Here is a 23,711-nt window from a genome sequence, read left to right as displayed (position 1 = left end):
GGGCCGGAAGCACCGGGCAGCGGACGTGAGCGGGGACGGCGGCCCTGGCCGGTGAAGCGATAATCGATTGCCGACCGGGCTGCAATCGGCGGACGATAGACAGGCATCCCACGTTCGCGCTGGTCGTTCCACATGCCGGTGGAAGGAGCGCTCCCGATGTTCGCAGCGGTCGGCCTCGTCGTCCTCATGATCGTCACCACGGTGCTGTACGAGATGGCGGTGCACAACCGCCCCCGTCGCCGGAAGTAGCCTCCCGGCGCTCCGGGCGGACGCGTTCCGCCGCCTGCGGACCTCCGGGGGCAGGCGATAACCTCTGGCCATGTCGCCTCTCGACCATCTGCTGCTGTGGCTGCACATAGGATTCGCCATCTTCGCGCTCGGTCCGCTCACGGCCGTCACGAGCGTCACCCCGCGCTACATCCGGGCGCGGGACGTGAACGTGCTGCGATACCTGCATCGCGCGACCAGGCTCTTCGGCCTGCTCACGATCGGGGTCTTCCTGTTCGGCCTGTTGCTGGGCCGGGGCGCGCTCGGCGCGCCGTACCTGTCGGTGTCGATGACGCTGTTCATCGTCGCGGCCGTCCTGCTGGTGATCGTCGAGCGTGACCAGCGCACGGCCATCGCGGCGCTGTCCAGCGAGTCGACGGAAGACGACGCGAAGGTGCAGACCGGGCGGATCGCCGCGCTGGCCGGCATCAGCGCGCTGCTCTGGCTCGTCATCCTCTTCCTGATGGTCTTCTTCAACCCGTCATAATCATTCCCTCTTTTCGTCGAATGTCCGGTAGAACGTCTTTGGCCGGAATCGGGGGAAAGAGGAGCGGGTGCACCTTACGACGCAACGACGGGCGGCGTGGGCGCTGGTCGCCCTCGCCGTCGGTGCCTTCACCTACGTCACCGCGGAGGTGCTGCCCATCGGGCTGCTCACGGTGATGGCCGCCGACCTGGACAGGTCGCCGTCCGAGACGGGCCTGCTCGTCACCGGGTACGCCGCGGTCGTGGTGCTGGCGTCGCTGCCGCTCACCCGGCTGACCCAGCGGGTGCCGCGGCGCAGGCTGCTCACCGCCACGCTGGCCGTGTTCGTCGCGGGCATGCTGCTGACCGCCGTGGCGCCCAACTATCCGACGCTGCTGGCCGCCCGGCTGCTGGTCGCCGCCACCCAGGCGCTGTTCTGGTCGGTCGCGACCCCGGCCGCCGCGGCGATGTTCCCCCCGGAGAAGCGGGGACGCGCGATCGCCCGGATGTCGATCGGCAGCGCGCTCGGGCCCGTACTCGGCGTACCGGCGGGCACCTGGCTCGGCCAGCAGGTCGGCTGGCGTACCGCTTTCGCTCTGGCCGCCGCCGTCGGCCTGGTCACCTGCGTCACCGTGGCAGCCCTGATGCCCGGCCCCAGGCAGGCGGGCGCCGGCGTCGAGCGCCACGAGCCGGGCCGCGGCGCGACCCCGGACGGCCGCCGCTACGCGCTTCTGATCGTCGCCACCGTCATCGGGGTGGGCGGCTACCTGACCGCGTACACCTACATCACGCCGTTCCTGCTGGAGTTCGGCGGGTTCAGCCCGGGCGCGCTCAGCCCGCTACTGCTCGCGTCCGGGATCGCCGGGGTCACCGGGACGGTCATAGTGGGCCGGCTGCTCGACAGCCGGCCCAGGGCCGCTCTCATCGGACCGCTCGCCCTCATCACCTGCGCCCTGCTCGCCATGTACGCCTTCGGCGCTCTGCAGCCGGTGGTGGTGACGGCCCTGTGCGTGACCGGCATGTCGTTCAGCGCGCTGGCCGCCGCCATCGCCAGCCGCGCGCTGCAGGTGGCCCCCGGCAGCACCGACATCGCCTCGGCCGGCAGCGGCTCGGCCTTCAACGTCGGCATCGCGGGCGGCTCGCTGCTCGGCGGCGCGCTCATCGACCACTCCGGCGTACGCAACGTGACCATGGCCGGCGCCCTGCTGACGGCCACGGCCCTCGTCGCCCTCCTGTGCGAACGATGGGTGGCCGGCGCCCGCCACCCCGCCCCGGAGCCTGCCGCCCCGGGGCGTGGCGGGCGCTGAGACCTCAGCCGAGCGCCTCGGAGAGGTCGGCCAGGAGGTCGTCGACGGTCTCGATGCCGACCGACAGACGCACCAGGTCTCCCGGAACCTCCAGCGGCGACCCGGCGGCCGACGCGTGGGTCATCCGGCCCGGGTGCTCGATCAGCGACTCGACGCCGCCCAGGGACTCCCCGAGCGTGAACAGCGTGGCGCGGTTGCAGACCTCCACGGCCGCCTCCTCGCCGCCCTCTACGCGGAACGACACCATCCCGCCGAAACGCCGCATCTGCTTGGCCGCGACCTCGTGACCCGGGTGCTCGGGCAGGCCCGGGTAGAGCACCTGGACGACCTTCGGGTGCGACAGCAGCAGGTCGACCACGCGCTCGGCGTTGTCGCAGTGCCTGTCCATGCGCACACCCAGCGTCTTGAGGCCGCGCAGCGTCAGCCAGGCGTCGAACGGCCCGGCGACCGCGCCCATCGCGTTCTGGTGGTAGGCCAGCCGATCACCGAAGTCGGCGGACCGGGTGACCAGCGCGCCGCCGACCACGTCGGAGTGCCCGCCGACGTACTTGGTCGTGGAGTGGACCACGACGTCCGCGCCCAGGCTGAGCGGCTGCTGCAGGTAGGGCGAGGCGAACGTGTTGTCCACCACGAGCACGGCGCCGCCGTCGTGGGCGACGTCCGCCAGCGCGGCGATGTCCGCCACGTTCAGCAGCGGGTTCGTCGGCGTCTCCACCCATATCGCCTTCGTCTCCGGCCGTACGGCGGCGCGGACCGCGTCCAGGTCGCCGAGCGGCACCGGGTCGAAGGTGACCCCCCACTCCTGGAGCACCCGGGAGAACAGCCGGTAGGTGCCGCCGTACGCGTCGTCGGGGATCACCACGTGATCGCCGGGCTTGCAGACGGTGCGCAGCAGCGTGTCTTCAGCGGCGAGGCCCGACGCGAAGGCGAGCCCGCGCACGCCGCCCTCGACGGCGGCCAGTGCCTCCTCCAGGGCGGTCCTGGTCGGGTTGGCCGACCGGCTGTATTCGTATCCCGCCCGCAGGCCGCCCACGCCGTCCTGCTTGTAGGTGGACACGGCGTATATGGGCGGTACGACGGCTCCCGTGTGCGGGTCCGCCTCCTGACCCGCGTGGATGGCCAGCGTCTCGAAACCATGGTTCATGCAGTCGAGCGTACCCTCCCCCCGTGATCTTGGAGTTTGTCGCAAAAAGAGCCGTGAACTGCTCAAACACCTTTCGTGATCTTGCACTTATTCTCGACCTCGCCGCATGACCTGCCCGGACGCGCTCCGCGATCTTGCATTTGCAAGATCACGGATGCTGTTTACCCAGGCCAGACGGGGTGCGCAACGATTTTCTGCATGATCGCGGAGGGCGTACGCCCTGGTCAAGCCATGCCTCTGCGACAAACTACAAGATCACGCGGGGGGGGTGGGGGGTTAGTGGTTGGCGAGGAAGGTGAGCAGGTCCTGGCGGGTGACCATGCCCACCGGCTTGCCGTCGTCCAGCACCACCGCGGCGTCGGCCTTCTCCAGCGCCTCGACGGCCCGTGCCACCGGCTCACCGGACCCGATCATGGGCAGCGGCGCGGACATGTGGCTGCCGATCTCGTCCTCGGACCGCACCCGCCCCCGGTAGAGACCCTCCAGCAGGTCGCGCTCCAGGATCGAGCCGATGACCTCGGCCGCCATGACCGGCGGCTCCTCCTTCATGACCGGCAACTGGGAGACGTTGTACTCCCGCATGATCGAGATCGCGGTGCCGACCGTCTCGTCCGGGTGGACGTGGACGAACTCCGGCAGCCCTGGCGTCTTGCGCCCCAGTACGTCGCCGACCAGGCCCTCCTCGCTCGACGTGGTGAGGAACCCGTAGTCGGCCATCCACTCGTCGTTGAAGATCTTGGACAGGTAGCCGCGGCCGCCGTCCGGCAGCAGCACGACCACGACGTCGTCAGGCCCGGCCGCCTGGGCCACCCGTACGGCCGCCACCACTGCCATGCCGCACGATCCGCCGACGAGCAGCGCCTCCTCGCGGGCGAGCCTGCGCGTCATGCCGAACGAGTCCTTGTCGGAGACCGCGATGATCTCGTCGCAGATCGTGGTGTCGTACGTGGCGGGCCAGATGTCCTCGCCCACGCCCTCGACGAGGTACGGACGGCCGGTGCCGCCGGAGTAGACCGATCCGATCGGGTCGGCGCCGATGACCTTGACCCGGCCGCCGGAGACCTCCTTGAGGTACTTGCCGGTCCCGCTGATCGTGCCGCCGGTGCCGATTCCCGCGACGAAATGGGTGATCCTGCCCTCGGTCTGCTCCCAGATCTCGGGACCGGTCGAGTGGTAATGGCTCGCCGGGTTCTCCGGGTTGGAGTACTGGTCGGGCTTCCAGGCGTTCGGGATCTCGCGGGCCAGCCGGTCCGACACCGAGTAGTACGAGTCGGGGTGGTCGGGCGAGACCGCGGTCGGGCAGACCACGACCTCCGCGCCGTACGCCCGGAGCACGTTGATCTTGTCCTGGGCCACCTTGTCCGGGCAGACGAACAGGCAGCGGTAGCCCCTCTCCTGCGCCACGATGGCCAGGCCCACCCCGGTGTTGCCCGATGTCGGCTCGACGATCGTGCCGCCGGGCTTGAGCTCGCCGCTCCGCTCGGCCGCCTCGATCATCCGCACCGCGATGCGGTCCTTCACGGAACCGCCGGGATTGAAGTACTCCACCTTCGCGAGGACCTGAGCGGGCGCGCCCGCCGTGACCTTGCGCAGCCGGACGAGCGGCGTGTCGCCCATCAGCTCCACCAGCGAGTCGTATACGCGCACCGGGATGACCACCTTGTTTGCCGAAGCTTGTCAGCCTGCCGTCAGCCGGGGTTCCGATTGGGGTGGCCGGAACTCGGCTAATTTCTCCCTCAAACCGTACCGTGAGCATGGGGAGGACGGGTGTTCCGTACGTCGGGCGCGGTGCGCGCCGCCCGCCGCATCGCCACCGCCGCCGCCGTGGGCGGAGGCGGGCTCACGGCCCTGGGAGCCGTCACGTACGGCCTGCTGATGGCCGAGGCCGTCCTCGCCCGCAGGATCGTGGGGCAGCCGCACGGCCTCGACGGGCCCCAGGCCGACGGCGTGTACGGCGCCTATCCAGGAGAGCCCATCAGGATGGCCGTGCTCGGCGACTCCACGTCGGTCGGCCTCGGCATGCTCCGCCCCGAGGACACCCCCGCCGTACGGATCGCGTACGGCCTCGCGGCCGTGGCCGAGCGCCCGGTCAGCCTCACCGTCGCGGGCCGGTCGGGCGCGGCGTCGGCGGACCTCGGCGTGCAGGTGGACCGCGTGCTGGAGACCAGGCCGGAGATCGCGGTCGTCTTCGTGGGGGCCAACGACGTGACCACGGCCACCCCGCCGGCCAAGGCCGTACGCCATCTCCAGAAGGCGGTGCGCCGGCTGCGCGAGGGCGGCGCGGAGGTGGTCGTGGGGACCTGCCCCGACCTGGGCAGTGTCCGCCCGATCGCACAGCCGCTCCGCTGGGTCACCCGGCGCTGGTCGCGGCAGCTCGCCGCGGCCCAGACGGTCGCCGTGATCGAGGCGGGCGGGCGGACCGTGGCGTTCGCCGACCTGCTCGGGCCCGAATTCGCCGCGAACCCGGCAGAGATGTTCGGACCTGATCGTTTTCATCCATCTGCCCGAGGTTACCTACAAGCCGCGTACGCAGTGCTACCGTCTGTATGCGCCGCGTTGGGGTTGTGGCCTGAGCCGGAACCCGTGCGCGTCGAAGGATCGCAATACCTTCTGGCCGCAATGGCCGTGGAGGAACCCGGCACCGAGGTCACCGCGACCCGTGTCGCCGGCCGGGCGGTCGGCCCCCATGGACGGTGGGCGGCGCTGCTCCGCCGGAGACCCGGGCCGCTTCCGAACGCCTAGGGCCGGTCACCTTACGCGGCCGGGCCATCACCCCCTGTAGGAGCGAAATGATCCGGCCCCAGGTGAACCACGTGAGACCCGCTCTGGCCCTCGCCGCGACCGCCCTGCTGACCGGCGGCGCCCTCACCGGCTGCTCCGGCGGCGACGAGGCCGCCAAGGATTACCCGGCCTGGCACAACACGCAGGTGAACACCGTCAGCCGGGCCACCACGGGAGGCGGCGTCGCGGCGACGACGTCGCTGCGGCCCGACGGCTCACTGGAGACCGTCGCGCTCGACCTCGCCACTGGGCGCCGGCTGTGGGCGCAGCCCGCGACGATGGTGGGACGCCTCCCCGGCATGGGGGTGCAGGCCCCCGCGACGGTGGAGGTCGGCGGCGGGCAGGCCGTGGTGGTGTCGCTCGACCCGGCCGCCGCCGGGCGCAAGGGCGCCACACTGGTGGCCAGGGACGCCCGCACCGGGCAGCAGAAGTGGGTCAGGCCCGTGCGGTCCACCTTCGGCCCGCAGCGCTGCGGGCCGTACGTCTGCGTCTCGGAGGACACCGAACTCTCCTCGGCCCGCGTGGTGGTCCTCGACCCCCGCGACGGCGCCGTGAAGTGGCGCCTGCCCGGCATCGCCGAGGTCGAGTGGTCCGACCCGAACAAGGTCGTCCTGCTCAGGCTCGCCTCACATCCGGTGCTGGAGGCCCGTACGATCAAGGACGGCAAGATCGTCTGGCAGTTGCCGATCGAGCAGGCCCTCGGCCCCGGCGTCGACCTGAGCGGAGGCTGGGCCTTCGGCGCGACGGGCGACAAGATCATCGGCTATGTCGCGCCGTACACCAACCCCAAGAGCGGGGAGACCTCGACGTTCGGCCTGTTCTCCGCGCGTCTCACCGACGGCGCCGTCGACTGGATGCGGCCGTCCGTCGTCCGCGTCTACCCCAGCGGCAACCCGGCGTACGCGCCGGTCGTCCGGCCGGTCGACGAGCAGGGCCAGTACGGCGGGTTCGCCCGGCTCGACGCCGAGACCGGACGGGTCCTGGGGCAGATCACGCCGACGCAGGTCCCCGGGTCCGGCTGGTGGCTGGCCTTCCCGCCGGAGATGAACAAGCTCGGCTTCCTCAAGCGCGACGCGCCCGGCACGGTCTTCGACCTGAGCACCGGCGAGCCGACCCCGGTCAGCGGCACGACCGGATGGTCGTTCTGCGTGACCGACCCCAAGCCGCTGCCGCTGCGCGGCATGACCCCCGGGTTCTACTCGATCGCGGCGCTGTGCGAGTTCGACCTGGCCACGGGCAAGCGCAAGGACTCCTCCTCCGCCCCGCCCTCCTGGTTCACCGGAGGCCAGAACGGCTGGCGCCTGTGGCGCGACGAGAAGGGCGCCCTCCACGCCGTCAACGACGGCACCGCCACCACCCCCGGCATGTACGGCTGACGCCGGCACACCCAGCGGCCCAACGGCGAAGCGGGAGACACCGAGCGAGCCGGAGGGCCGCGCCGCCGATCTGGACTGAGGAACGGGCGCAGCGAGGAACGAGCGAGCACGTGACGAAGGAAGACGGCGGAAGTGAGCGGCCCGATGGCGAAGCGGGAAACGCCGAGCGAAGCGGGGAACGCTGTGCAGTAGTACAAAATTCTGGTGAGTGGGGCCCAGAGCGTGGCGGCAAGAGTACTGAGGGGTAACCTCCGGGGAGGAGGCCCCCCGAACCCCGGGTGGAGGGGCCCGAGATCAGGCAGGAGAGTCACATGCCCGAGGCAGTCATCGTGGCGACATCGCGGTCGCCGATCGGCCGCGCCTTCAAGGGGTCGCTCAAGGACATCCGCCCGGACGACCTGACCGTACAGATGATCCGTGCGGCGCTGGCGAAGGTGCCGCAGCTCGATCCGAACGACGTTGACGACCTCATGCTGGGCTGTGGGCTCCCCGGCGGCGAGCAGGGCCACAACCTCGGGCGTGTGGTGTCCGTGCTGCTCGGGCTCGACAACGTGCCGGGCACCACGGTGACTCGCTACTGTTCCTCCTCCCTTCAGACGACCCGGATGGCGTTCCACGCCATCAAGGCGGGCGAGGGAGACGTGTTCATCTCGGCGGGTGTCGAGACCGTCTCCCGCTTCGCCAACGGCAGCTCGGACATGCCCCAGGCGCAGAACCCGCTGTTCGGCCAGGCGGCGGCGCGGACGCAGGAGACCGCGAAGGGCGGGGCTCCGGTCTGGCGCGACCCTCGTGAGGACGGCGCGCTGCCGGACGTCTACATCGCGATGGGCCAGACGGCCGAGAACGTCGCGGCGCTGAAGGGCGTGTCGCGGCGTGAGCAGGACGAGTTCGGCGTGCGCTCGCAGAACCTGGCCGAGAAGGCCATCGCGAACGGTTTCTGGGAGAGCGACATCACCCCGGTGACGCTTCCCGACGGCTCGGTGGTGAGCAAGGACGACGGCCCCAGGGCCGGCACGACGTACGAGGCGGTCTCGCAGCTCAAGCCGGTGTTCCGGCCGGACGGCACGGTGACGGCGGGCAACTGCTGCCCGTTGAACGACGGCGCGGCCGCGGTGATCGTCATGAGTGACACCAAGGCCGCCGAGCTGGGCATCACGCCGCTCGCCCGGATCGTGTCGACCGGTGTCACCGGCCTGTCGCCGGAGATCATGGGGCTGGGCCCGATCGAGGCGTCGCGGCAGGCCCTCGCCCGCGCGGGCATGGCGATCGACGACGTCGACCTGGTCGAGATCAACGAGGCGTTCGCCGCCCAGGTGATCCCCTCCTACCAGGAGCTGGGCATCGACATAGAGCGGCTGAACGTCAACGGCGGGGCGATCGCGGTGGGCCACCCGTTCGGCATGACCGGCGCCCGCATCACCTCCACGCTGGTCAACAGCCTCCGGTTCCACGACAAGTCGATCGGGCTGGAGACCATGTGCGTCGGCGGCGGCCAGGGCATGGCGATGGTGCTGGAGCGGCTGTCCTGAGCGACGCGGTTCACGCCGGTCCCGGCCCACGGCCGGGACCGGCGTCGTGTCAGCCGTGGTGGTCGGGGCCCGCGCGGGTGATCTCGACCTGGATGATCACACGCTTGTCCTTGATCATCGCGTCGCGGTAGTCGTCCCAGTCCGGGTGCTCACCGCTGATGTCGCGGTAGTACCGCACCAGGTGGTCCATCGCGTCCGGCAGCGAGATGACCCGGGCGGTGCCCTCGATCTGCATCCACTCGCCGTAGAAGGCGTCGGTCATCACGGTGAGCACGACCTGGGGGTTCTTCCGCAGGTTCTTGGTCTTGACGGCCGTCTCGCGGCTGCTGATCACGATGTGGCCGTCCGGGTCGCAGCCGACGGTCACCGGGGAGGTCTGCGGTCGTCCGTCCGGATACCGGGTCAGCATGACCGCACGGTGGTTGTTCCTGACGAAGTCACGTGCCTTGTCGAGATCCATAGAACAATGATGCGCCCGCACCGGACCGGTGCGGGCGCTCAGTGTCGCTACGGGTTTTCGTCACGGATGCTCGGTGCTTGTGAGGCCGAGACTCGAGGGTGCTGCTCGCGGATCGCTGCTGGTGCTGTGTGCGCGGGATGGCACTGCCCCTCCTGCGCTCCGGTGTTCGCTAGAAGCGACGACGCCGCTCGTGCTCGCGGACGATCGCGGCGGCGTAGCCGTGGCTCAGCCCGTGCTCGTCGGCGAGCCAGTTGGCCCGCTCGTCACAGCGCAGGAACGACGGACCGTTGTCGATGGCTTCGAACCACTCTGGGAGTTCTCGCCCGGTTATGGACGGGACGCGGGCGATCAGCTTGTTCTGGGTCTCCGGTGAGTGGTTCAACGACATGGGCACCTCCACGGAAAAGGCTGCTTTGTGTCACAGTGCATCACCGGTCCGCGATTGACAAGCCCTCGGCGGCATAGATTTGTTACAAGATGTTGATCGAAAATTACGGCGCCGATCACCAGATGCTGCTATAACGCGACAAAGGGGCGCCGCTCCCGGAGGAACGACACCCCTTTCGCTCGTACGGCTACTCGTACGGCTAATCGTTGCTGGTGAAGTAGCTGATGAAGCGGAGGATCTCCAGGTAGAGCCAGACAAGGCTCAGGGTCAGGCCGAACGCCATCAGCCACGAGTAGCGCTCAGGCACTCCGGCCCGCACTCCGTCCTCGACCTGGCTGAAGTCCAGCAGCAGGAAGAAGCAGCCGAGCAGGATCATGGCGACGCTGAAGATCCAGCCCATGGGGCTGTCGGTGCGCAGACCGAGGCCACCGGTGACGAAGATGCTCGCGATCCAGTTGATCAGCATCAGGCCGACCGCGGCGAACCCGGCCGCGAGCACGAACTTGGTGAACTTCGGCGTCGGCCGGAAGATCTTCAGTGCGTACACCGCGAGCGTGCCGCCGAAGGCGACCATCGTGCCGAGCACGGCCTGCAGGACGATGCCGTTGAACCGCGTCTCGTACATGTGACTCAGCACGCCGATGGCGATGCCGTAACACAGCGCGTAGCCGAGGATCAGCGCCGGGTTCGTGCTCTGCTTGAACGACACGATGAGCCCGAGGATCAGGCCCACGATCATCGCCGGCGCAGCGAGCCCCCAGCCGAGGTCGAAGTACCACGCCAGGGCCGCCGAGACGACGAGCGTGCCGAGGGTCATGAAGCCACGCACCACGACGTCGTCGATCGTCATGGCCCGCTCAGACGGGGGAGCGTACGAGGGGGTGGCGTACATCTGGTTCAACTGCTGCACGCTGGGCGTCGGACCGGCCCATGTCTGCTGACCAGCGGCCCCGCGCCGACTGAATATGGGGTTCCTGCTCTCCATTCGCTGCCTCCAGGACGCGACTAACTGATCAGCCGCTGCGCGGCCTAGTGGGGATGCTGCCCGAGGAGCGGTGCCCCGACAAGTGTGAGCGCCACTCCTCCGCAGTGGCAACGAGCGGGGTTCCGGGCGAGTTCCCGCCGGGAACACGTCCGCTTCGGGCGGGGATCAGAACTTGAACAATTCCTTTACTTGAGTTCCTCAAGTTTAATGCTAGCGTAGTTCGGAGCCATGAAGGTAGCGGCCTGACCAGGCAGAACAGCCACACGACCGGTCCGCCTGCCGTTGCGAGCCTCATCCCGAATTTCTCGGGCACCGCGTGCCGTCCGGACGCGGCCGACTCGTCCACATGGAGCCGGCCGCCGCCGCGAGTGCCGCAGGGAACGCCATCGCAAGGAGGACGGCGATGAACATCAGCGGCCCACCATTACTGCGGAGGTTCCGGCCTCACTCCATCCGGGGACGTATCACCGTCCTGGTGACGGCTCTCGCCACCCTGCTGCTGATCCCCACCGGGATCCTGGGCAGCGTGCTGGCCCGGCAGGCGTTCGCCACCGCGGTCTGGCTCGACGCCCGGCAGGAGGCCGCGCTGACGGCCGCCGCATGGCGGGCCGGCCACCTGCGGAACATCATCACCCCGCAGGTGGCCGGGATCAGCATGATCCAGGTGGTGGCTCCGAACCGGCGGGTCCTCGCCGCGTCGCCCGCCGCGCGGGGACTGCCCCCGATGACCTCCTTCTGGCCGTCCCAGCAGGATCCGATGCAGGACCTGCTGACCTGCGCGCACGACGGGGCCGGCTGCCTGCGCCTGTCGGCGCTCCGGGTGGTGCCCGGGCCGGACTCCCCCGTCGTATACGCGGGACGCCCGGTCGACGGCTTCACTCCCGTCGAGATGTTCGACCTGCTGTTCACCGTGGAGGTGGCCGTGCTCGTACTGCTCACCGCGTGGGCCACCTGGAAGGTCGCGGGGCGCACCCTGCGGCCCGTGGAGGCCATCCGCAGCGACCTGGCCGCCGTCAACGTGAACGACCTGGACACCCGGGTGCCCGTACCGGCAGGAGACGACGAGATCGTACAGCTCGCGCGCACCGTGAACAGCACGCTCGCCCGCATCGAGCAGGCGAAGCTGACCACGGAGCGCGCGTTGCGGCGGCAGCGCGAGTTCGCCGCGGACGCCTCGCACGAACTGCGCACCCCGCTCGCCGGCCTGCGCACCCAACTCGAAGAGGCGCAGTTGCATCCAGACGACACCGATCTGCGGTCGCTGCTGCGGGACGCGCTGCTCGACGTGGAGCGGCTGGAAGTGATCATCGACGACCTGCTCCTGCTGGCGAAGGTCGGGGCGGCGGCCCCTGACCGCGAAACCGTGGACGTCACGGCGCTGGTCAGGGACGAGGTCGCCCGCCGGACGGACCGCATCCTCGTGCGCCTCGACCTGGAGGACAAGGTCAGAATGCACGCGGCGCCGCGCCACCTCGCCCGCCTGCTGACCAACCTGCTCGACAACGCGCAGCGGCATGCCAGGAGCGTGGTCGAGGTCGGACTCCGGCGTGACGAGGGCTTCGTGAAGTTGTGGGTCTCCGACGACGGCCCCGGCGTCCCCGTCGGGGAACGAGAGCGGATCTTCGAGCGGTTCGCCAGGTCGGACACGGCGCGCAGCCGGGGTCACGGCGGCACCGGGCTCGGTCTGGCCATCGCCCGCGACATCGCCCGCGCCCACTGCGGCACGCTCACCGCCGCCGAGTCGACGTACGGCGGCGCCATGTTCGTGATGTGGGTGCCGGTCTCCGGCTGCCCGCCGAACAACGACGCCGCGGCGGCACACCCCGAGAGCCGCAACGGCGAGCGTCCGTACGCCCTGACCGCGCAGCTGGAGGCGGCGCGGGGACGGGCAGGGGGCAGCCGGGCCTGACGGCGGTCAGAGGCGGGCGAACCAGTCCTGGACGGCCTGCCGCCCGCCTCCGCCGAGCGCCACCATCAGGGCGACCCTGGCCTTCGCCGCGGCCAGCCCGCGCGCCCCAATGGCGCCGACCTTCGCGGCCAGTCCCAGCCCCGGCGGCAGGTCCTCCAGCGCGACGGGCCGGGTCCGGCACCGCGAGGCGACGACCACGGGGATGTCCCACTCCGTCAGTTCGGCGATGGCCGCGTAGAGGGTGATCGGCACGTTTCCCGCGCCGGTGCCCTCCAGCACGACGCCCCTGGCGCCGGCGTCCACGACGGCCGTGAGGAGCACGGGGTCCATCTCCGGGTAGGTCTTGATCAGTGCGACGTGCGACTCGGGCTCCCCTCGCGCGGCCGGGGGCCGTGGCGGCGGCGGGGCGGTCGGCTCGGCCCGCCCGTCCACCACTCTGCCGAGGATCGGCGCGGGGGCCGAGGACATGGCCCTCACTCCCGTCGCGTCGCTCATCGTGACCCATCGGGCGGCGTGCAGTTCGTCGTCGGCGCAGACCACCGCGCCGACGCCGCGCAGAGCGGGATCGGCGGCGGCGACCAGGGACGACGCGAGGTTGCGCGGGCCGTCGCTCGACAGCTCGTCCAGCGCTCTCACCGCGCCCGTCAGCACGATGCCGCCGCGCGTGGCGGCGGGCCCGGCCATCAGGTCCGTGAGAAAGGCCGTCTCCTCGATCGTGTCCAGGCCGTGGGTGACGACCACGCCGTCGAACCCCTCGTCGAGCAGGGCCGACCTGGCCCGCCTCGCCAACCGCAGCATCGTGGAGGGCGAGGTGTCCCAGCTCGGCTCTGCCTGGACGTCCTCGGTCACCACCTCCACACCGAGGCCGTCCGGCAGGGTCGCGAGCAGGCCGGCGGCCGTCGCGAGCCCGGGGCGGCCGGTGTGGCGGGCGTACGCCATGACGTCGCCCGTGGCGACCAGCAGCACGCGTCCGGTCACGAGGCGCCGTCCTCGGCGGGCGCGCCGACCCCGGCGTGCCGCTCCAGCCGCTCGACGCGCCGCAGGAGCGGAGCGATCTCCTGCCGTACGGCCGCCGCCACGATCCGCATGGTGTCCGAAGTGGTGTCCTTGGCGGCCTCCTGCCCCTGCGCCCGGAGGTGGACGTAACCGGCGAGCGCCGCGGTGACCGCGCGCCGCGTGAGACGGGGCTCGGCGCCCCTCGCCCGCAGCACCTGCCCGGCGACCCCGTCCGGCTCCCCGACCAGGCCGAGCAGCAGGTGCTCGCAGCCGATGTAGTTGTGCCCCAGCGCGTGCGCCTCGGTCACCGTCAGTTCGAGCGCGTTGGCGGCGGTCGTCTCGAACCGGATCGGACCGTCCTCCCGCGCTCCCCCGTCCCCGGCCGGCTCCGCGCCCGCCGCCGGGGCGGGTGCGGACGACCGGCGGCTCGCGAGGTCGCGTTCGAGCAGGGCGGGCTCGATCTCGATGGCGCGCAGGACGTGCAGGGCGAGGTTCCGGCCCTCGGCCAGCATCGCGGCGAGCAGATGCTCGGTGCCGACTCCCGAGGCGCCCTCGGTCCTCGCCCGCTCCAGCGCCAGCCGGAGGACCGCGCGGGTCCTGGCGGTGAAGTGCGACAGGCGGGGGTCGTCGATCTCGACGTCGCCGAGGACGCTCTCCCTGATGGCCGCCACCCGGCGGACCGCCTGCTCCAGCGCGCGCTGGCAGATGGCGGACACCGGCAGGGCCGCCTCCTTGACCGCCTCCGCGAGATCGTCCGGCAGATAGACATTGATCTTAGGCATGCATCAATCAGTACCCCCACTGGGGGCATATGTCTATAACCCCAATCGGGCGGCGTCAGGGAAGCGCGACGAAGTCCCGGAGGAACTTCCTGGCCGACGGCGTGTCGAGGCGGTAGTCGAGGTTGACGAACTGGCAGGCGTCGTCCAGCCCGCTGATCGTCGTGGCCACGAGCAGCTTCGAGCTCGGGCCGCCCAGATAGTTGGGGCCGCCCGAGTCGCCGTAGCAGGTCCCGCCCTCGTCGCGCGAGTCCGGCGCCAGTTCGAGCCACCTGCCACGGAGGTTCTTGAAGGAGATGGACGTCCGGCTGCGCGTGTCCGTGTAGTGGAACCGCAGTTCGTGCCGATTCTTCGTGGGCTCCACCGAGCCGTACCCGACCGGGGTGAAGCGCGCGGTCTTCAGCACGCCGTCGGCCTCGAGCCGGTCGAGCAGACCGAGTGACGGCAGCATGGCCGGCGTGATGCCGCGTACGGGGGTGGGGAACACGACGACCGCCATGTCATGGAGTTCGTTCTTGCCCGTGTAGCGAGGGTCGGGCACGAAGCGACCGGCGTGGAGCTCGCCTCCGGCCTTGTAGTGGCCGGCGAAGGAGACCCGTGCGGTCTTCTGTCCCTTGTGCCCGCAGTGGGCGGCCGTGAGGAAGACGGTCGGCGAGATGAGCGTGCCCGTGCAGTACGCCCAGGTGCCGTCGCGTTCCGGGGCGTCGCCGATCAGTGCGCCTACCTCCGGGTGCTCCGTATCGACCGTGCCATGGGTGATGGCCGAGGCCGGCGCGACGGTCGCAACCACCAAACCAGCAATAACCATGACAAAAAGGACGAAACGCATGCGCAAATGTATCCGAGCATGGGTTCCCCGTGGCAAACCCGAGCAGGAAGATCTACCGGGAGAGCATCGCCGCGATCACCGGCGATCCGGCCCGCGGGCCGGTCCTACCGCCGGTACGCGAGCCACTCGGCCGGACCGCCGGCCCCTGCAGTTGACACCCGGTGTCAGGTGCGCTTCCGCGCGTTTACGCCATGCGCATTGCCGGTCACGTAGAACAGGCTCGGAAACGCATCTCGGCGCGCTCGGAGCGTTTTATTTCCAGGGCGTACCGGGCAGGACACGCAACGGAGTCGATCAACCGCCGGCCATGGACACTGGCGCGGCGGAGCCCTCGGCGAACGGGCTTGCGCTGGTCACGGCCTTATGGATGCTGGAAGGCGATGGTGCCCCCGGTGGGACTCGAACCCACACCACAGCCCTTTTAAGGGGTCCCGCTACCACGCCTCAGCGTGCCTTCTGAGCTGGCGCAACCGCTCTCTGGTGCCCCTCTTGCTGTCATCCTGGGCACGCATGGGGCACAGTCCCGTCCTGCCGGCCTTTCCGGCCTGGCTCACTCGTCCGTGACAGCGGCTTCGGTGGCCGGCGGCGCCTGCACGTAGGTGCCCTTGCCGTGGACGCTGCGGATGAGGCCCCGATCCCGCAACTCCTTCATGGCGCGCCTGATGGTCATCCGTGCCACGCCGTACTGCTCGGAGAGATCCAGCTCCGAAGGTAGCCGCTGTCCCGGCTTGAGGTCGCCTCGCTCAATTCGGCCTGTCATATGGTCGGCCACGACCAGTTAGACACGCTCGGGCCTGCCACGTTCGCTCCGCAACATCTGATAGAACCACACAAAACGGAGTTTCGGTTATAAATAGGGTCAACAGAATTGTTATCGGTCAGACTCTGGAATGCTGCGCGACCCGGCCTGTACGATCGGCCTTCCCTCCTTAGGCACCACAGAAATTGAGAGCAGGAACATGTTTGATGCCGCAGCGGAGATACCTACCGAGACCCTCCCGTTCCTCGTTAACGACGCCGAGGGCGACGGCACCCAGGGGGACATGGGGATATTCAGTCGGGGCGAAACGACGCTCTCGGTACGGCACATCCCTGTGGCGGTGTTACGAGAAAACCTGCGTCGCACCGTAGGCGCTCTGCGGGAGTTGTTCGACGAGGTCGCAGCAACTGAGGGCGGTTTGCCGCTGAAGGAGGCGCAAATCACCTTCGAGGTCACAGCCAGCGGCGGAATCGCTCTTGTCGGCGTAAGCACGCAAGCGGCCGGTAAGGGCGCCATCACGCTGACGTTCGGCCGGTGACCACGCCCGGTGATGGCTCCCTAGGGGCGAGCCCGTTTCGCGCGCTGCTGATCGGCGTTCCTTTCTACGAGGATGGGGCGATCAAAGACCTCCCCTTTATTGTAAGCGACATGGCCGCACTGGAGACAGTGCTCCGCGACGTCGGATACAGCGTAGAGGTTCACGATGTGAATCGAACCGGACTAGGCCAGATTAATAGCGCAGTTGAATTCTTTATTGAAGATGCAACCCCTGAGCAGACTCTGCTTATATACCTGAGCGGGCACGGCGTGCATCATTCGGGAACGGATTATCTAGTTCCCTCGGATGCTTTCACCCGTTCACGCAACTTCCCCTCCGGGTGTGTACCAATAGAGTTCGGCCGATACGTCGAACACAGCCGGGCGGGTAATGTTCTCGTTTTTATCGATGCCTGCCGTGAAGGCATCGACCTTCGCGAAATGGGAGCCATAAACGCTACGAGTTGGTCAGAACGCCGTGTCGAGCGGACCGGGACGCGGAGGTTCGCCTACGTTTATGCCTGTTCCCCAGGGGAACGAGCACGTTATGTCACAGCGGGAGCGGCCACGTTCAGCTTGTTCTCCCGTTCTCTCACCGAAATTGCAGAGAACGAGAGCGGGCCGCGCACACTGGCCGAGCTTAAGCCGACCCTCCAGGATGCGCTCGACAGCCTCGCGTCAGACTCTCAGGTACCAAGACAACAAATTAGGGTCCTGACCGAGACGGACACTAATGGCTTCGTCGTTTTCCCTCGAAAAGAGCGCGATCAGGACACGAGTCGCCGAGACAACTGGGCAATCCAGGCTCGCGATCACGTGGCATGGAAACAAGTGGGCGACGGTCCAGGCGCCGATGGCTTATATGAAGCTACCGTGGCTTTAGTTGAGCAGCTTGCAGCGAAATGGGAAAGTGACGCTAGGACGCTGAAGGACGATCCGTGGCGGGATCAGCAATTTGCCGTCCGTATGAATTCAAAGATCCGCTGGCTGCTGCAGACGGTGCTGAATCCCGACAAACTGAAGCTCTCGTCGGCGGAGGCAGCGCTACTGGTCGCGTTCCCATTCCTGTATGAGTCGTTCTGGGCCCGGCATGCCGCCCGGCGATGTCATGTAAATCCGCAGGACTTGGTTGGCGACAGTTCCGACGAAGGCAGGCGATTCAGGAACTTCGCGGCTGGCCACGGGCGCTTGCTTCGCCGCGCTAAGCGTGCTTCCGAAGCCGGAGATGCTTCCGTCGTCTCAGCCATCGGCTGGTGGTTGTTCCACCGGTGGCTGGCACGCCAGCCTGACTGCTATCAGCCCGGCCAGATCATCTCCGAGCTACTCGCTTTTGAGAACGTGGCGGGGAGCGGGGACCTCGACATACTCACCGGAGAGGTATTCGAACCAGAGCGAGTGCTGGAGATGCTCCGCGCTCTGCAGATGGACACCGCGTTGCTTACCCGTTCAGATCGGAAGTCCACGCTGAGCCCGATCCGGCAAGTTGCTGGCGGGACGGAGAACGAGCAGGGTGTACGCGAACAGCTGCTCGCCTACCTGCTCACTACAGCTTACCTTTTCACGATCGATGCCACTGGGCTGCCTGAGGTAGTGGTCGATCACCTTGGGATCAGCTTTGGGGTCAACATTCCTGACATACATACGACGATCAGAGAGGCGAAATGGATCGCTCAAGGCCGGACAAGAATCTTAGAGGCGCGCTGCAACCATCCTGCGGTTGAACTGGCTCTACGCGAGCACGCTGCCCAGATCGATGCGCTACTCACCGAGATCGATACCGCCGCAGGGGACAACGGGTCTTTGGTACCCCTGACAGATATGCCAGCGCATGCAACGGGGGACCGGGTACAGGCAGTGACCCTGGCCGGCGGAAGTCGAGCCTATGACTCGTCGGGTTTCCGATTCAGACTTGCCGATGATCGCATCCAAGAACTACTAATGGGTGCACAGCTGTATGGCGACCCAGCTCTGGCAATCCGGGAATTGTACCAGAACGCGCTCGATGCCTGCCGATACCGGCAGGCGAGGGGAGAGTACCTGCGGTCCAAGGGTGCCCGCTCAGCCCCCTGGCTTGGCGAGATAGTCTTCACTCAGGGAATTGACGAGCATGGCAGACCATATCTCGACTGCACCGACAATGGCGTCGGGATGGGGATGCGGGAACTCGTGAGCATCTTCTCTTACGCCGGAATCCGCTTCACTGACCTTCCCGAGTTCATCGAGGAGCAGGCCGAGTGGGAGGAAGCGGGAATCACGCTCCATCCGAATAGCCGATTCGGCATAGGCGTCCTTAGCTACTTCATGCTGGCCGATGAGATTACAGTGACCACCTGCCGCTTCGACCGAGCGGGTCGGCCACGAAACGTCCTTGAAGTGCACATCGCAGGGCCGGGCGCCTTGTTCCGGGTCCGCGATCTCGGTTCAGGGGAGCGTTCGTTCACCACAGTCCGCCTGCACCTCCGTGACACTGACACGCCGGTCTCGTGCGTTGACCTACTGCGTCGAATTCTTTGGATTCCTGAGTATCAGGTGACCGCTACCGATCCGGGCGGAAGCCACACATGGCGGGCCGGCCGTTTGTCCGAAATCGCTCCCATCGGGTCCGACGACCCTCTCGCCGCGGGCGCCCGACGTCGTGCCGAGCACGTCGACGCAACCACAACCCCCGAGGTTTGGTGGTGTGACTCCTCTGGCGGAATTCTCGCTGACGGACTATGGGCAGGAACGCCACTATTCGGTGCGGTCGTCAACCTCACCGGTCCGTTTATGCCACAATTGACCGTCGACCGCAAACAGATGCTCGATTATGACAAGAAGAGGGTAAGAAAACTACTTCACCAGGAGAGCGCTGCACTGACACCGGAGGCAGCCAAGGTACTCACCCATGAGTGGCTGCTCTATTTGGCCGATTACGACCCCGCCCTGGCTGATGTCATTTTTGAACAAGCTCTGACTGTGGGCCGTCGGCCATGGATCGCAGCTGGACAGGAAGCCGACATCACTATAGTTGGCTGCTTCCCGGATAAAAAGTTGCTGCTCGGGGGGATAAGCAAAGGCAGCCCCGTCCATCTCAGGTCAGGTATGCGAGCGTATAACAGAGGACGCACGGCGTATATCCCTGATGTTATATCCACCTGGCGGGCACTGGCCTGGAGCAGGTCGGGGCTCATCCCTGGCTTGTCTGTGGTATCACTTTCGCATATTCCGGTTGCACGCCCGTCCGATTACCTTCTTTTGAATAGTGGCCGAAGGCGTGGGGACGATAGGTCGACGGCCCTACAAAATAATTCTTGGCTGTCCGACGAAGACCCGGTCCCCTTCGGGTATGTGATCGCTGCTGCTGTGGGGACGGGCCAAACCCCTGCGCAGGTAGTCGCTCGCCTCACAGAACTTGGGTTCTCCACGCCCGATCCGGCCAGCCTCCCCCCCAGCACTAATCGCACGGATCGCACCATCATCAGCGCACATCTGGACGGCCACCAACCGTGGCTCGCCATTGATGATCCGGTCCCCGCTGGGCATGTGATCGCTGCCGCTGCGGGAACCGGCCAAACCCCTGCGCAGGTGGTCGCTCGCCTCACAGAGCTTGGGTTCACCACACCAGACCCCGCCACCCTCCCCACCAGCACTGATCCCAGCGACCGCATCATCATCATCATCATGAAATTGAACCGCCCCTCCCCTGGGCTAGCCGCTGATCATCCCGTGACGCCTGCAGGCGTAACGGCTGCTGCTGCAGAGACGGGGCGGAGTCCGAGGGATGTGGCCGCTCGCATGAAAGAGCTTGGGTTCTCCACGCCCGATCCGGCCAGCCTCCCCCCCAGCACTGACCCCAGCGACCGCATCATCATCACCGCAGACCTGGACGGCCACCAACCGTGGCTCGCCGCTGATAATCCGGTCCCCATTGGACATGTGATCGCTGCCGCTGTCGAGACGGGGCAAACTCCGGCACAGGTAGCCGCCCGCCTCCACAAGCTCGGGTTCACCACACCAGACCCCGCCACCCTCCCCACCAACATTGAACCCAACGATCACATAATCACCAGCGCTAACATGGATGGCAATCGACCCTGGCTACCTGCTGACCAACCGATACCAGCTGGCCGTGTGACAACCGCCGCTCTTGGGACGGGGCAAACTCCGGCACAGGTAGCCGCCCGCCTCCACAAGCTCGGGTTCACCACACCAGACCCCGCCACCCTCCCCACCAACATTGAACCCAACGATCACATAATCGTCACCGCAGACCTGGACGGCCAGCAACCGTGGCTCGCCGCTGATAATCCGGTCCCCATTGGACATGTGATCGCTGCCGCTGTCGAGACGGGGCAAACTCCGGCACAGGTAACCGCCCGCCTCCACAAGCTCGGGTTCACCACACCAGACCCCGCCACCCTCCCCACCAACATTGAACCCAGCGATCGCATTTTCGTCCGCGCGCCATTGGACAGCCGCTCACCGTGGCTGGCCATTGATCAGCCGGTCCCGCACGCGCATGTGATTGCTGCCGCTGTCGAGACGGGGCAAACTCCGGCACAGGTAGCCGCCCGCCTCCACAAGCTCGGGTTCACCACACCAGACCCCGCCACCCTCCCCACCAACATTGAACCCAACGATCGCATAATCGTCACCGCAGACAGAACCGGAAGTTCACCGTGGTTGCACATTGATAATCCGGTCCCTATTGGGCATGTGATCGCTGCCGCTGTCGAGACGGGGCAAACTCCGGCACAGGTAGCCGCCCGCCTCAAAATGCTCGGGTTCACCACACCAGACCCTGCTAGTCTCGCAACCAAATCTGAGCCCATGGATGACATCATCGTCTCAACGAACCTGGACGGCCACCGCCCCTGGCTATCCCCTGATCAGCCGATATCGCCCGGCCGACTAATCGCTGCGGCTGGAAAGACAGGAAAAAGTCCAGCTGATGTCGCAACACGATTGGTGACGCTAGGGTTCGTGGTGTCTCCATTGGTTATGATTCACAATGAACTGGAACAATCACCGGCATAGCCCGTGCCCATAGTCAACAAACAGCTCCAACCCGATCAGGCATAGGCCATCGCCCCACCACAGAGCGGCAGTGAGCCAATGATGCAGGGGCAAGGCTGGCCTCGCGTGTACCTCAGCATGGGCGCTATTCCTCGGCGATTAGGCGATCATTGCTTAAGGTTGATCTTAGACCGGAGGAGTCGGTCTGCTGGGCTTATCTAGATCGACGGCGGGCAAGGCGATCAGGCTCCAGCCCAAACCCCGGCTTCTGGCGAGATGATCAGACCGGAGGCCGGGGTCTCCGGCGTGGGCAGCAAAAGGAGCTCGGCCAGCTACGGCGCGTCCGCCTGGTCACGGCGGCCAATGTCGTGCTCGTACTGTTAGTCACACCGGCCTGCGGCCAGGCTGTCATGAGGCTGCGTAGAGCGGGCGGGTCACCGCCGCCCCGCAAGGGCCGCGGCTTGAATTCGTAAGAAAACCTGCAACGGACCACCGACACCCGATTCGCAACCACAAGGCTCACCCTCCCCGCATGTTCGACCATGTTCCCTACATCACCTGTCGTCCATGTCCTAGGACAGAAACGTCAGGCATCTCAAGGGACTAGACATTCGTTGGCGAACGCCTGGTGCCGCAGATTTGAGCGGTTACAGGTCGGCCAGCACTCTTGCAAGCTCCTCGAGCGGTAGGTGCCAGAGAACTTGAACGAGTCGTCAAGGGCGGTTACGTGCGATCAAGTGCACCCCGTCATGCTGCCGGACTGCCGGGTGGTCACTATGCCGCATCGCGTCGAGGATGCGGATCGCGAACGCCTCGGACGCGATTGACGAAACCTCGTTAGCGGTCACCCATCGGAAGGCCTGCGTTTCATCCGTTTCAGTGAGAGCTCCATTAACGGCACGGCATCGGAAGACAAGAGCCACAATCCCCCGGGCCATGTTCTTGTAGACACCGGTTAGCGCTTCCGGTTCGACGTCGAGGCCAGTCTCCTCGGCAACTTCCCGGCGAAGGCCCGTAAGGATGTCTTCGTCACGCTCCAGGACTCCGCCCGGCGCCTCCCAGTGGCCGTTGTCCCGCCGCTGGATAAGTAGCGCGCGGCCCTGCTCGTCGAGAACGACGCCGGCGACGCTCACCGAGTGGCGGTTGTCCTGATCCATGCGGCCCTCCGATGGCCCATCAGCCCAATTAGACTCACCGTAATACACGTATGTACGAGTGGAGGAGTTGACCGTGGCGGACATCGCCCTGCCAGGACTCGACCCGACGTCTGACCGCCCGGTCTTCAAGCAGATCGCTGATCACCTCCGTGAGGCCATGAACCATGGCACTCTTCCGCCCGGGTCGAAAGTGCCCTCGGAGAGCCAACTCATCGCTCACTACGGTGTTGCCCGCATGACCATCCGTAACGCCCTCCAGCTCTTGCAGAGCGAAGGGCTGACGGTTGCCGAGCACGGCCGCGGAGTGTTTGTGCGTTCCCGGCCGCCTGTGCGACGCCTGGCCTCCGATCGCTTCGCCCGTCGCCACCGGGAGCAAGGCAAAGCCGCCTTCATCGTCGAAACGGAGGGTGCCGGCGGCAAGCCGGCCGTCGACTCGATCCAGATCAGCGAGGCCCAGCCGCCAGACGATGTCGGCAACCGACTCGGCCTCCACCAGGGCGAGACTGTGATCACTAGGTCGCGCCGGTACCTGATCGATGGCCATCCTGTAGAGACGGCCGTCTCCTACATCCCCTCAAGCATCGCCCGCGGTACGCGGATCGCAGAACCGGACTCCGGCCCCGGCGGCATCTATGCGCGGCTGGAGGAGTTGGGCCACCGACTGGATCACTTCGATGAGGAGATCCGATCCCGGATGCCTCTGCGCGACGAGATCAGGGCGCTCAAGCTTGCTCCCGGCGTGCCGGTCTTCCACCTGATCCGGACGGCCTACGCGGAATCCGGCAAGCCCGTCGAAGTCTGCGACACCGTCATGTCGAGCGACGCCTACGTCCTCTCCTACCAACTTCCTGCGCGATAGCGCTTGACTCCTCTAGACGAGTTTGGATACATGAAGCACAGCTCCTCTAGTCGAGTAGATGAGGGAGCTGGCCATGAAAAAGCCGAGGCGTGGCCCAAGTCGCCAAACGAGATCCACGCCCCGGCACCCCTTCAGAGAGGTGTTCTCATCATGACCCATGGGTCCTGTGCCCGGCAGCAGTGGCCTGC

Annotated in this window: 19 protein-coding genes and 1 tRNA gene; 9 read left to right on the top strand and 11 right to left on the bottom strand. The window is 67.2% G+C overall.

The window, feature by feature from the left end:
• Positions 1 to 319: 319 nt before the first annotated feature.
• Positions 320 to 754, top strand: coding sequence for a hypothetical protein (locus HHX31_RS13845; protein WP_169948651.1), 435 nt, complete (start codon positions 320 to 322; stop codon positions 752 to 754).
• A gap of 67 nt (positions 755 to 821) precedes the next feature.
• Complete coding sequence (locus HHX31_RS13840; protein ID WP_169948650.1) at positions 822 to 2,039, top strand: MFS transporter; 1,218 nt, start codon at positions 822 to 824, stop codon at positions 2,037 to 2,039.
• Positions 2,040 to 2,043: 4 nt separating this feature from the next.
• Here HHX31_RS13840 and HHX31_RS13835 read toward each other — a convergent pair whose 3' ends face one another.
• Both HHX31_RS13835 and HHX31_RS13830 read right to left on the bottom strand, forming a co-directional pair.
• Entirely contained in the window at positions 2,044 to 3,183 is a 1,140-nt protein-coding gene (locus HHX31_RS13835; protein WP_169948649.1) for a cystathionine gamma-synthase, read from the bottom strand.
• Positions 3,184 to 3,459: 276 nt separating this feature from the next.
• On the bottom strand, positions 3,460 to 4,830 hold the full coding sequence (locus HHX31_RS13830) for a cystathionine beta-synthase (RefSeq protein WP_169948648.1): 1,371 nt from the start codon (positions 4,828 to 4,830) through the stop codon (positions 3,460 to 3,462).
• A 120-nt stretch (positions 4,831 to 4,950) separates the two neighbouring features.
• Between HHX31_RS13830 and HHX31_RS13825 the strand changes: the two genes are divergently transcribed.
• From HHX31_RS13825 to HHX31_RS13815, 3 genes are all read left to right on the top strand, one after another.
• Positions 4,951 to 5,925, top strand: a complete 975-nt coding sequence (locus HHX31_RS13825; protein ID WP_169948647.1) for an SGNH/GDSL hydrolase family protein — start codon at positions 4,951 to 4,953, stop codon at positions 5,923 to 5,925.
• A 71-nt stretch (positions 5,926 to 5,996) separates the two neighbouring features.
• Positions 5,997 to 7,340 (top strand): PQQ-binding-like beta-propeller repeat protein, encoded by a 1,344-nt coding sequence (locus HHX31_RS13820; protein ID WP_311931774.1) that lies wholly within the window; start codon positions 5,997 to 5,999, stop codon positions 7,338 to 7,340.
• 311 nt (positions 7,341 to 7,651) lie between these two features.
• Positions 7,652 to 8,869, top strand: a complete 1,218-nt coding sequence (locus tag HHX31_RS13815) for an acetyl-CoA C-acetyltransferase (protein WP_169948645.1) — start codon at positions 7,652 to 7,654, stop codon at positions 8,867 to 8,869.
• A 49-nt stretch (positions 8,870 to 8,918) separates the two neighbouring features.
• Here the strand turns inward: HHX31_RS13815 and HHX31_RS13810 are convergent, their stop codons facing one another.
• From HHX31_RS13810 to HHX31_RS13800, 3 genes are all read right to left on the bottom strand, one after another.
• Complete coding sequence (locus HHX31_RS13810) at positions 8,919 to 9,329, bottom strand: PPOX class F420-dependent oxidoreductase (RefSeq protein WP_169948644.1); 411 nt, start codon at positions 9,327 to 9,329, stop codon at positions 8,919 to 8,921.
• A 169-nt stretch (positions 9,330 to 9,498) separates the two neighbouring features.
• Positions 9,499 to 9,717, bottom strand: coding sequence for a DUF4287 domain-containing protein (locus HHX31_RS13805; RefSeq protein ID WP_169948643.1), 219 nt, complete (start codon positions 9,715 to 9,717; stop codon positions 9,499 to 9,501).
• Positions 9,718 to 9,916: 199 nt separating this feature from the next.
• A complete protein-coding gene (locus HHX31_RS13800) occupies positions 9,917 to 10,702 on the bottom strand; it encodes a Bax inhibitor-1/YccA family protein (protein WP_169948642.1) in 786 nt (261 codons plus the stop codon).
• A gap of 475 nt (positions 10,703 to 11,177) precedes the next feature.
• Here HHX31_RS13800 and HHX31_RS13795 point away from each other — a divergent pair, with 475 nt between their 5' ends.
• On the top strand, positions 11,178 to 12,611 hold the full coding sequence (locus HHX31_RS13795; RefSeq protein WP_169948641.1) for a cell wall metabolism sensor histidine kinase WalK: 1,434 nt from the start codon (positions 11,178 to 11,180) through the stop codon (positions 12,609 to 12,611).
• Between the two features lie 6 nt (positions 12,612 to 12,617).
• On the opposite strand, the gene HHX31_RS13790 is transcribed toward HHX31_RS13795, so the two are convergent.
• From HHX31_RS13790 to HHX31_RS13770, 5 genes are all read right to left on the bottom strand, one after another.
• Positions 12,618 to 13,589, bottom strand: coding sequence for an asparaginase (locus HHX31_RS13790; protein WP_169948640.1), 972 nt, complete (start codon positions 13,587 to 13,589; stop codon positions 12,618 to 12,620).
• Entirely contained in the window at positions 13,586 to 14,389 is an 804-nt protein-coding gene (locus HHX31_RS13785) for a Clp protease N-terminal domain-containing protein (RefSeq protein WP_169948639.1), read from the bottom strand. The genes HHX31_RS13790 and HHX31_RS13785 overlap by 4 nt, the downstream gene beginning before the upstream one ends.
• Positions 14,390 to 14,444: 55 nt before the next feature.
• Entirely contained in the window at positions 14,445 to 15,176 is a 732-nt protein-coding gene (locus HHX31_RS13780) for a trypsin-like serine protease (protein ID WP_169948638.1), read from the bottom strand.
• Positions 15,177 to 15,596: 420 nt separating this feature from the next.
• Positions 15,597 to 15,681, bottom strand: a tRNA-Leu gene (locus HHX31_RS13775).
• 84 nt (positions 15,682 to 15,765) lie between these two features.
• Positions 15,766 to 15,975, bottom strand: a complete 210-nt coding sequence (locus tag HHX31_RS13770; RefSeq protein ID WP_169948637.1) for a GntR family transcriptional regulator — start codon at positions 15,973 to 15,975, stop codon at positions 15,766 to 15,768.
• A gap of 130 nt (positions 15,976 to 16,105) precedes the next feature.
• Between HHX31_RS13770 and HHX31_RS13765 the strand changes: the two genes are divergently transcribed.
• Both HHX31_RS13765 and HHX31_RS13760 read left to right on the top strand, forming a co-directional pair.
• On the top strand, positions 16,106 to 16,513 hold the full coding sequence (locus HHX31_RS13765) for a hypothetical protein (RefSeq protein ID WP_169948636.1): 408 nt from the start codon (positions 16,106 to 16,108) through the stop codon (positions 16,511 to 16,513).
• Positions 16,510 to 21,528, top strand: a complete 5,019-nt coding sequence (locus HHX31_RS13760) for a caspase family protein (protein WP_169948635.1) — start codon at positions 16,510 to 16,512, stop codon at positions 21,526 to 21,528. The genes HHX31_RS13765 and HHX31_RS13760 overlap by 4 nt, the downstream gene beginning before the upstream one ends.
• A gap of 692 nt (positions 21,529 to 22,220) precedes the next feature.
• Here HHX31_RS13760 and HHX31_RS13755 read toward each other — a convergent pair.
• A complete protein-coding gene (locus HHX31_RS13755; protein ID WP_169948634.1) occupies positions 22,221 to 22,664 on the bottom strand; it encodes an NUDIX hydrolase in 444 nt (147 codons plus the stop codon).
• 73 nt (positions 22,665 to 22,737) lie between these two features.
• Between HHX31_RS13755 and HHX31_RS13750 the strand changes: the two genes are divergently transcribed.
• Entirely contained in the window at positions 22,738 to 23,523 is a 786-nt protein-coding gene (locus tag HHX31_RS13750; protein WP_169948633.1) for a GntR family transcriptional regulator, read from the top strand.
• The last annotated feature ends 188 nt before the right edge of the window (positions 23,524 to 23,711 follow it).

The sequence above is a fragment of the Microbispora sp. H11081 genome (assembly GCF_012999535.1).
GTDB lineage: Bacteria > Actinomycetota > Actinomycetes > Streptosporangiales > Streptosporangiaceae > Microbispora.
This window is presented reverse-complemented; position numbering and strand designations above follow the sequence as displayed.

Coding starts and splice junctions, on each gene's coding strand:
- HHX31_RS13845 (WP_169948651.1), top strand. CDS start 320: ATGTCGCCTCTCGACCATCTGCTGCTGTGGCTGCACATAGGATTCGCC.
- HHX31_RS13835 (WP_169948649.1), bottom strand. CDS start 3,183: ATGAACCATGGTTTCGAGACGCTGGCCATCCACGCGGGTCAGGAGGCG.
- HHX31_RS13815 (WP_169948645.1), top strand. CDS start 7,652: ATGCCCGAGGCAGTCATCGTGGCGACATCGCGGTCGCCGATCGGCCGC.
- HHX31_RS13810 (WP_169948644.1), bottom strand. CDS start 9,329: ATGGATCTCGACAAGGCACGTGACTTCGTCAGGAACAACCACCGTGCG.
- HHX31_RS13805 (WP_169948643.1), bottom strand. CDS start 9,717: ATGTCGTTGAACCACTCACCGGAGACCCAGAACAAGCTGATCGCCCGC.
- HHX31_RS13800 (WP_169948642.1), bottom strand. CDS start 10,702: ATGGAGAGCAGGAACCCCATATTCAGTCGGCGCGGGGCCGCTGGTCAG.
- HHX31_RS13785 (WP_169948639.1), bottom strand. CDS start 14,389: ATGCCTAAGATCAATGTCTATCTGCCGGACGATCTCGCGGAGGCGGTC.
- HHX31_RS13770 (WP_169948637.1), bottom strand. CDS start 15,975: ATGACAGGCCGAATTGAGCGAGGCGACCTCAAGCCGGGACAGCGGCTA.
- HHX31_RS13765 (WP_169948636.1), top strand. CDS start 16,106: ATGCTGCGCGACCCGGCCTGTACGATCGGCCTTCCCTCCTTAGGCACC.
- HHX31_RS13755 (WP_169948634.1), bottom strand. CDS start 22,664: ATGGATCAGGACAACCGCCACTCGGTGAGCGTCGCCGGCGTCGTTCTC.